The organism is Streptomyces atratus (assembly GCF_014648655.1).
Lineage (GTDB): Bacteria > Actinomycetota > Actinomycetes > Streptomycetales > Streptomycetaceae > Streptomyces > Streptomyces atratus.
This window is the reverse complement of record NZ_BMRN01000233.1, coordinates 1-566: the sequence shown is the minus strand read 5'-3', so window position 1 is coordinate 566 and position 566 is coordinate 1. Positions and strand designations below refer to the sequence as shown.

The window sequence follows — 566 nt, the reverse complement described above, 5'->3', positions numbered from 1 at the left end:
TTAGAGGTCGTCTCATTTGGCGAGTCTTCGGTAGCAGATGAGGGTGCAGGCGATGCTGGTGAAGGCGAGGAAGTGGTCGGCTTTGCGTTCGTAGCGTCGGTGGAGCCGGCGGCAGCCGGCTAGCCAGGCCATGGTGCGTTCGATGGTCCAGCGGTGGCGGCCCAGCCGCGTGGACGACTCGATGCCCTTGCGGGCGATGCGGTGGGTGATGCCGCGTTGGCGTAACCATCGGCGCAGGTGGTCGTAGTCGTAGCCCTTGTCCGCGTGCAGTTTGGCGGGGCGCCGTCGGCGGGGCCCGCGTCGGGAGCGGATCGGCGGGATGCCTCGGACGAGGGGTTCGAGTGCCTGGCTGTCGTGGAGGCTGGCGCCGGAGATGCCGATGGAGAGGGGTAAACCGGTCCGCTCGGTAATCAAGTGGATCTTGGATCCTTTCTTGCCCCGGTCGACAGGATTCGGACCTGTCAGCTCCCCCCTTTCATCGCGCGCATGTTCACTGAATCGATCGCACACCGGCTCCAGTCCAGGTCACCGCACCTGCCCAGTTCGTCCAGGACCAGACGGTGGAG

At 65.7% G+C, this 566-nt stretch carries 1 pseudogene; it reads right to left on the bottom strand.

Annotation, left to right across the window (positions count from 1 at the left end):
- Positions 1-12: 12 nt before the first annotated feature.
- A pseudogene (locus IEZ15_RS44260) lies at positions 13-566 on the bottom strand (IS5 family transposase); the annotation flags it as partial.